Origin of the sequence: Streptomyces pacificus (assembly GCF_011766325.1) — a bacterium.
Taxonomy (GTDB): Bacteria; Actinomycetota; Actinomycetes; order Streptomycetales; family Streptomycetaceae; genus Streptomyces; species Streptomyces pacificus.
In genome coordinates, this window is record NZ_BLLG01000032.1 from 20,006 (window position 1) to 29,356 (window position 9,351).

2 protein-coding genes are annotated in these 9,351 nt (G+C 74.7%); both read left to right on the top strand.

Translation table 11 applies throughout. The features are described 5' to 3' along the window. Positions 1-322 precede the first annotated feature (322 nt). The gene (locus SCWH03_RS28665) at positions 323-8,350 is read left to right on the top strand and encodes a type I polyketide synthase (RefSeq protein WP_216854814.1); all 8,028 of its coding nucleotides are present in this window, start codon (positions 323-325) and stop codon (positions 8,348-8,350) included. A gap of 19 nt (positions 8,351-8,369) precedes the next feature. Further along, positions 8,370-9,351 (top strand): beta-ketoacyl synthase N-terminal-like domain-containing protein (locus SCWH03_RS27580; RefSeq protein WP_173267531.1); only part of this gene is annotated, 982 nt, incomplete at its 3' end.

Consider the following 9,351-nt stretch of genomic DNA (forward strand, 5'->3'; position numbering starts at 1 on the left):
GGGGTCGGGGAATCGCTCGGCCTATTCCTCTGCCTCACGATTCCCCGTCGAGTGCTCGGCGTGTTTGCCTGGGGACGCTAGCAGCGCCAATACCGGCTTTTCGGACTTTTCTGGCCTGGCTCTGCGGTGCTGCGCGGGAACAGGGGGGTCACAGGGGTGTCCCCGCCGCCGCCCCCGGATCGATAGGGGGAGCCCGGACCCCGCGAGCCGGACCGATGACGCCGATGACTCGGATTTCTCCTAGTGGTCGGTCGTGCACGATCGTCGTCAGCCCCGCGCCTGCCGCCAGTCACGCCGCCCGTAGTGAGGGAGCGCCGTCGGAATGCTTCGCACCGAACTGATCCGGCCCCTGTCCGACCTGCTCCGCGACCACGCCGCGCGCATCCCCGACAAGGTCGCCTTCACGGACCACCGGCGGACGGTGACCTACGCGGACCTGGAGCGGCGCACCCGGCGCCTCGGCGGACACCTGGCCGACCTGGGCCTGCAACCCGGCGACCGGGCACTGATCCACCTCGGCAACGGCGTCGAGATCGTGGAGAGCTACCTCGCCGTCCTCCGCGCCGGCGGCGTCGCCGTGCCCTTCAACCCGCACGCCGCCGACGCCGAACTCGTCCATGCCGCCGACGACAGCGGCGCCCGCGTGGTCGTCACCGACCCCGCGCACCTGGACCAGGTGCGCACCCTCCTGCCCGGCCGGCCCCACCTCAGGGTCGTCCTCACGGGCGCCTCGCCCGCACCCGCGCCGCCCCGCGGCGGCGGCCTGCCGGTGTCCTACGACGACCTCGTCGGCCGCGACCCGGCGCGGCCCGCCCGCGACGACCAGAGCCTGGACGAAGCCGCGTTCATGCTCTACACCTCCGGCACCACCGGCAAGCCCAAGGGCGTGCTGTCGACGCAGCGCGCCTGCCTGTGGTCGGTCGCCGCCTGCTACGCGCCCGTCCTCGGCCTGTCCGAGCAGGACACGGTGCTCTGGCCGCTGCCGCTGCACCACTCCCTCGCCCATGTGCTGTGCGTGGTCGGCGTGACCGCGACCGGCGCGAGTGCCCGGCTCCTCGACGGATTCTCGGCCGACGAGGTACTGAGCGCCCTCGAGGAGGACACATACACGTTCATGGCCGGCGTCCCGACCATGTACCACCACCTCCTGGACGCGGCCCGCTCCCGTCCCGCGCCCTCCGGGGCCACCACGCTCACCCGCTGCCTGACCGCCGGCTCCAACTGCCCGGCCCCACTGCGTGCCGAGTTCGAGACGGTGTTCGGCATCCCCCTCCTCGACGGCTACGGCAGCACCGAGACCTGCGGCCTGATCACCGTCAACTGGCCGCACGGCACCCGCGTCCCCGGCTCCTGCGGCCTGCCCGTGCCCGGGGTGACGGTGCGCCTGGTCGACCCGGACACCGCCGAGGACGTGCCCCCGGGCGCCGAGGGCGAGGTGTGGGTGAACGGCCCGAGCCTCATGCTCGGCTACCACAACCAGCCCGAGGCCACCGCCCAGGCGATGCCGGGCGGCTGGTACCGCACCGGCGACCTCGCCCGCCGCGACCCGTTCGGCTACCTCACCATCACCGGCCGGGTGAAGGAACTCATCATCCGCGGCAGCGAGAACATCCATCCCGGCGAGGTGGAGCAGGTCCTGCTGAAGGTGCCCGGAGTCTTCGACGCCGCCGTCGTCGGGACCCCGCACGACGCGCTCGGCGAGGTGCCGATCGCCTTCGTGGTCCCGTCCGGGGACGGCTTCGACCCGGCACGGCTCTACGACGCGTGCCGCGAGCAGCTCTCCGGATTCAAGGTGCCCGAGGCCGTCTACGAGATCGACCACATCCCGCGCACCGGCTCCGGCAAGATCACCCGGCATGTGCTGCGCGAGCGTCCCGCACGGCTGCGCGCGGCGAGCGGAGGCCAGTACGAGTCGCTGCTGCGCATGGACTGGGCCCCGCTGCCGTCCGTGCGCACCAGCGGGCTCCGCGCCGCCCCCCGCTGGGCCGTCGTGGGACCGGACCCCTTCGGTGTCACCGCCGCCCTCACCACCGCCGGCCTGGACGTCACCTCCTGCCCCGAAGCCCCGCCCTCCGCTGTCGCGGGCGGCGACCCGCTACCCGACGTGGTGGTGCTGTGCCTCCCGGACGGCCTCGCGCCCGGCGGCCGGCTCGCCGGCGCCGCGCACACGGCCGCCGACCGGCTCCGCGACACGCTCCGGACCTGGGCCGGCGACGACCGGCTCACCTCGTGCCGCCTGGTCGTCCTCACCCGCAACGCGGTCGCCGTCGGCGAGGAAGGCGTGCGCGACCTCCTGCACGCCCCGGTATGGGGGCTGATCCGCTCGATGCAGGCGGCCCACCCCCACCGCTTCACCCTCGTCGACATCGACCGCCACGAATCCTCCCCGGCCGCGCTGCCGTCCGCCGTCGCCACGGGCGAACCGCAGCTCGCGGTCCGCGCGGGAAGTACGCTGACACCGCGCCTGACGCGGGTCTCCGCCTCCGTCGACACCGGCCCGGCACTGAGCGTCGACCCCCGGCGCACCGTGGTCGTCACCGGCGCAGCCGATCCCGTGGGCGGCGCGCTGACCCGGCATCTCGTCGCCGCCTACGGCGCCCGGCACCTGCTGCTGATCGGGCCGCGCGGGCGAGGGGACGGCGCCGTCGCACGGCTGGAGAGAGAACTCACCGCACTCGGCGCCCGGGTGGCCGTTGCGGCCTGCGACATCACCGACCGCAAGGACCTCGCCGGAACCCTGGGCCGGCTCAAACGGCCCGTCGGCGCAGTCGTCCACTGCGACGGCGGACACCCGGGCGCACCCGGCGCCACCGCACCCGGCGCCACCGAACCCGGTGGACCCGGTGAAGGCGATGCATTCCGCGCGGCCGTGGGCGGCGCGGTCAACCTGCACCAGCTCACCAAGGACGGCGGCATACGCGCGTTCGTGATGCTGTCCACCGCCGCGGGCACCCTCGGCCTGCCCGGCTCGCACGAGCGCGCCGCAGCCGCCGCCTTCCTCGACGCCCTGGCCCACCACCGCCGTGACCGGGGCCTGCCCGCCCTGTCCGTCTCGGCCGGCACCCCCACCGCCGACCCCACCGCCGACCCCACCCCCGGCACCCCCACCGCCGCCGGCCGGGTGCGCGACCTGCCCCAGCAGGAACTGACCGCCATGTTCGACGTCGCCGGCGCCGCCGGGATCACCCAGGCGGTGATCACACGCATCGACGGCGCCGTCCTGCACGAGCGCACCGCACCGGCCGACGTGCCCCCGCTGCTGCGCGGGCTGATCGAGGTCCGCGCCCCCCTCACCGCACCGGACGGACACCGGCTGACCGAACTGCGGCGGCGGCTGACGGCACGATCACCGCAGGAGCGGGACGCCTTCCTGCTCGACCTGGTGCGCACCGAGGTCGCCGCAGTGCTCGCGCTGACCGACACAGGGCGCGTCGCCCCGCGCAGGACGTTCCGCGAACTCGGCCTCACCTCCGCCCACGCCGTCGAACTCCGGCGCCGGCTCACCACGGCGACCGGACTGCGACTGGCCGCTCCGGTCGCCTTCGACCACCCCACCCCCACGGCGCTCGCCCGCCACCTGAGGGCCGAACTCCTCGGCGAACGCCCCGCCGTGCCACCCGCCCGCTCCGCACCGGCGCCCCGGGACGAGCCCATCGCCGTCGTCGGCATGGCCTGCCGCTTCCCCGGCGGCATCACCTCCCCGGAGGACCTGTGGCGGATCGTCGAGACCGGCACCGACGCGGTGTCCGCGTTCCCCACCGACCGGAACTGGGACCTGGACGTGCTCGCCGCCGGCGCCAGCCACACCCGCCACGGCGGATTCCTGTACGACGCGGCCGACTTCGACGCCGGCTTCTTCGGTATCTCGCCCCGCGAGGCCCTCGCCATGGACCCCCAGCAGCGGCTGCTCCTCGAGGTGTCCTGGGAGGCCCTGGAACGCGCCGGAATCGACCCGGCCGCGCTCCGGGGCACCGACGGCGGCGTGTTCGCCGGCGTCATGTACCACGACTACGGCACCGACCTGCCCACCGCGCCCGAGGGCACCGAGGGGTACTGGACGACCGGCACCGCCGGCAGTGTCGCCTCCGGCCGGATCGCCTTCACCCTCGGCCTCGAGGGCCCCGCCGTCACCGTCGACACCGCCTGCTCCTCGTCCCTGGTCGCCCTGCACTGGGCGGCGCGCTCACTGCGCCAGGGCGAATGCTCCCTCGCGCTTGCCGGCGGCGTCACCGTCATGTCGACCCCGGCCACGTTCATCGAGTTCTCCCGGCAGGGCGGCCTCGCCGCCGACGGCCGCTGCAAGGCGTTCAGCGACAGCGCCGACGGCACCGGCTGGGCGGAGGGCGCCGGCCTCGTCGTACTGGAACGCCTGTCCGACGCGCGGCGCAACGGGCACCGGGTACTCGCCCTGCTGCGCGGCAGCGCCCTCAACCAGGACGGTGCGTCCAACGGCCTGACCGCGCCGAACGGCCCGTCCCAGCAACGGGTGATCGCACAGGCGCTCGCCGACGCCGGGCTGTCGGCCGGGGACGTCGACATGGTCGAGGCACACGGCACCGGCACGACACTCGGCGACCCGATCGAGGCCCAGGCGCTCATCGACGCCTACGGCCGCGACCGGCCCGAGGGCCGGCCGCTGTGGCTCGGCTCGGTGAAGTCCAACATCGGCCACACCCAGGCCGCCGCCGGCATCGCGGGCGTGATCAAGACAGTCATGGCGCTGCGCCACCGCGTCCTGCCGAGGACCCTGCACATCACCACACCCTCCACTCACGTCGATTGGGGCGCGGGCGGCGTCGAGCTGCTCACCGCCCCGCGGGAGTGGGCGGGCGGCGGCCGCCCCCGCCGGGCCGGAGTCTCCGGCTTCGGCATCAGCGGCACCAACGCGCATGTGATCCTCGAGGAAGCACGGGTGCCGGAGGCCGGGGAGAGCGCGGACCGGACCGGCGGCGTGCCCCCGGTCGTGCCCTCGGTCGTGCCCTCGGTCGTGCCCTGGGTCGTGTCGGGGCGCACCGCCGCCGCCCTCGACGCCCAGCTCGCACGCCTGACCGCGCTCGAGGCGCCGCCGCTGGACGTGGCGCTGTCGCTGGCGACGACCCGGACCGCGCTCGAGCACCGGGCGGTGCTTGCCGGCGGTGCCGAGATCGCACGCGGCACCGCCCAGGACCGGAAACTGGCCGTGCTGTTCTCCGGGCAGGGGGCACAGCGTCTCGGCATGGGACGGGAGCTCTACGAGCGGTTCCCCGCGTTCGCGGACGCCTTCGACGCCGCCCTCGCCGAACTGGAGCCCGGGCTACGCGAGGTGATGTGGGGCCACGATGCCGACACCCTGAACGAGACCCGGCACACCCAGCCGGCCCTGTTCGCCGTCGAGGTCGGGCTCTACCGCCTCGCCGAATCCCTCGGGGTACGCCCGTCCTTCGTCGCCGGACACTCCGTAGGCGAGATCGCCGCCGCCCACGTCGCCGGAGTGTTCACCCTCGCCGATGCCTGCCGACTGGTGTCCGCGCGGGCCCGGCTCATGCAGGAACTGCCCCGCGGCGGCGCCATGTCCGCCCTGGAGGCCACCGAGGACGAGGTGGCCCCGCACCTCACGGACCTGGTGTCCATCGCCGCCGTCAACGGCCCCCGCGCGCTGGTCGTCGCAGGCGACGAGGCCGGGGTGAGGGCGCTCGTCGACCGGTTCGCCGGACGCAAGACTAGGCGCCTCCTGGTCGGCCGTGCGTTTCACTCGCCCTTGATGAACCCGATGCTGGAGGAGTTCCGCGCCGCCGTCGCCGATGTGCCGGCCGGCGAGCCGCGCATTCCCGTGGTGTCGAACCTGACCGGGCTTCTCGTCCGGCCGGGGGAGATGGCCTCGCCCGACTACTGGGTCCGCCACGCACGCGAGACCGTCCGTTTCCGCGACGGCGTACGCACCCTGGGCGACCACGGCGTGTCGGCCTTCCTGGAACTGGGGCCGGACGGCGTGCTGTCCGCGCTCGTGCCGGCCGCCCTCGACCGGCTGCCCGGTGCCGCTCCCGACCCCGGCGCCGCTCCCGGTGCTGCTCCCGGGGCCCACGCCGCCCCCGAGCCCGGCGCCCTGCCCGGATCCGGCGGCACCCCGGCCCCCGAGGACGTCCTCGCGGTCCCGCTGCTGCGCAGGGACCGCCCCGAAGAGGTAGCGGCGGTGACCGCGCTGGCCCGGCTCCATGTCGCGGGGACAGCCGTCGACTGGGCGCCCCTCTATGAGGGCACCGGCGCACGCCGCGTCGACCTGCCCACGTACGCCTTCCGGCGGAGCCGCTACTGGCCCGAGCCCGCTCCGGGCGGCACCGGCCCGGTCGACACGGAGTTCTGGGACCTCGTCGAGGGCGGCGACCTGGCCGCCGCCCTCGACCTCGCCCCCGACACCGCCGCGGCCGTGGCACCCGCGCTGTCACTCTGGCGCTCCCGACGGCGGGACCGGTCCGTCCTCGACGGCTGGCGCTACCGCGAATCCTGGACCCGGCTGGACCTGCCGCCCGGCGAGGCACCCGGCGGGTGGCTCGTCGTCGTACCCCCGGGGAAGCGGGACACCTGGACCTCCGCGGTGGTGGCAGCCCTGAACGGCACCGTCCTGGAAGCCGCCGAGCCGGACCGCGGGGCACTGGCGGAGCAGCTGCGCGGCTTCACCGGAACCGGCGTCGTGTCGCTGCTCGGCGCCGACCGCCACGTCCCCCCCACCGGCTCCACCCACGACGACGTCCCACTCGGCCTGTCCGCCACCCTCGCCCTCGTCCAGGCACTCGGCGACGCGGACATCACCGCCCCCCTGTGGGTCGTGACCCGGGGAGCGGTGTCGACGGGCGGCGACGACCCCGTGACCGATCCCGCGCAGACCGCGGTCTGGGGCCTCGGCCGGGTCGTCGCACTGGAGCACCCGCGCCGCTGGGGCGGCCTCGTCGACCTGCCCGACACCGTCGACGGCCCACGACTGCGTGCCGCGCTGGCCAACCCGCTCGGCGAGGACCAGCTGGCCGTGCGCGGCGGCGGCGTCCTCGGCCGCCGCCTGGTACGCGCGCCCCGCACAGCGCGCTCCGGGTCCTGGACGCCCTCGGGGCCGGTGCTGATCACCGGAGGCACCGGCGGACTCGGCGCCCAGGTGGCACGGGCGCTCGCCGCCCGGGGCGCCGGGCACATTGTCCTGGCCGGCCGGCGCGGCCCGAACGCACCCGGGGCCGAGGACCTCGTGGCGCAGCTGGCGGAGCACGGCACCCAGGTGACCGTTCGGGCGTGCGACGTGTCCGACCGGGAAGCCGTACGCGACCTGCTGGCCGGCATCCCCGGCCTCGCGGCGGTCGTGCACGCCGCAGGCATCGACACCGGCGACGCACCGGTCGCATCCCTCACCCCCGAGAACATGCGCACACTGCTGGCAGCCAAACTGGCCTCGGCCCGTCACCTGCACGAACTCACCGGAGACCTGGAGGCGTTCGTCCTCTTCTCCTCCGGTGCCGCCGCCTGGGGCAGCGGCGGCCGGCCGGCCTACGCCGCCGCCAACGCCTACCTCGACGGCCTCGCCCGACTGCGCCGAAGCCAGGGACGTGCCGCGACCTCCCTCCAGTGGGGAACCTGGGCCGGGGCCGGCATGGCGGCCGACCCCGCCACCGCGGAACGACTACGCCGGCACGGCATGCTGCCGATGGACCCGCGGCTCGCGCTGACCGCGCTGAGCGAGGCGGTCGCCGACGGCGAGACCGTCCTGGCCGTCACCCACACGGACTGGAAGCGGTTCGCCCCCGGCTTCACCGCCGCCCGTCCGTCCCCGCTGCTCTCGGAGATCCCCGAGCACACCCGGGCCCTGGCGGCCCCCGACGAGGACGGCGAGGCCCCCGACCTGGCCGCTCGGCTCGGCGGACTGCCCGACGAGGAGCGGGCCGCCGCCGTGCTCGACCTGGTGCGCACCCAGGCCGCCGCCGTCCTCGGACACCCCGGTGGCGAGTCGATCGACGTCGACACCGTCTTTCGCGACCAGGGATTCGACTCGCTGACCGCCGTCGAGATGCGCAACCGGATCAAGACCGCCACCGGCTTGCCGGTGCCGTCCGGGCTGGTCTTCGACCACCCGACACCGCGGGCCGTGGCCGAGCACCTGCTGACCCGGATCGCCGCCCCCACCCGCTCGGTGCTGACCGAACTCACCCGCCTCGAGGCGGCGTTGCCCTCCGCGTCCGCCACCGACCGGGGCGCGGTCCAGGAGCGCCTGGACAAGCTCCTCGCGAGCCTGCGGGGGCAGGCCGCACCGCGCTCCTTCGAGGACGACGTCAACGCCGCCTCCGTCGAGGACCTACTGACGATCATCGACGACGAGTTGCTCGACCTCCCGTGACTTGTCGTGCCCGCGTGAAATGAGGACGGAACCAGTGCAGGAAGAGCAGCAGGACAAGGTCGCCGACTACCTGAGGCGAGTCACGGTCGAACTGCGCAGGGCCCGCGAACGCGTCCTCGAACTGGAGCGCGGCCGCACCGAGCCCATCGCGATCGTGGGCATGGCGTGCCGTTTCCCCGGCGGTGCCGACACCCCCGAGGACCTCTGGCGCGTGGTCGCCGAGGAGCGCGACGTGCTCTCCCCCTTCCCGCGCGACCGCGGCTGGGACCTGGAGGCGCTGCGCTCCGACGCGTCCCTCGCCTGTGAGGGCGGCTTCCTCGACACCGCCGCCTACTTCGACGCCGGCTTCTTCGGCATCTCCCCGCGCGAGGCGCTGGGCATGGACCCCCAGCAGCGGCTCATGCTGGAGGTGGTCTGGGAGGCACTGGAGCGGGCCGGGCTCGACCCGGGCGCGCTGCGGGGCAGCCAGACCGGCGTGTTCGTCGGCACCAACGCCCAGGACTACGCCGACCTGGTGTCGGCCGGCGGCGACGGACATGCCTCCACCGGCCTCATCGCCTCCGTCATCTCCGGCCGGCTGTCCTACACCTTCGGTCTTCAGGGCCCGGCCGTGACGGTCGACACGGCGTGCTCGTCGTCGCTGGTGGCGCTGCACCTCGGGGCCCAGGCGCTGCGCGGCGGCGAGTGCGACCTCGCCCTCGCCGGCGGCGTCACGATCATGGCGACGCCGCACGCGTTCACCGAGTTCTCCCGTCAGCGCGGTCTGTCCGCTGACGGCCGCTGCAAGGCGTTCTCCGATGCGGCCGACGGTGTGGGTTGGTCCGAGGGCGCTGGTGTGCTGGTGTTGGAGCGGTTGTCGGATGCGGTGCGCAATGGGCATCGTGTTCTTGCGGTGGTGCGTGGTTCGGCGGTGAATCAGGATGGTGCGTCGAATGGTCTGACGGCGCCGAACGGTCCTTCGCAGCAGCGGGTGATCCGGCAGGCGCTTGCGTCGGCGGGGT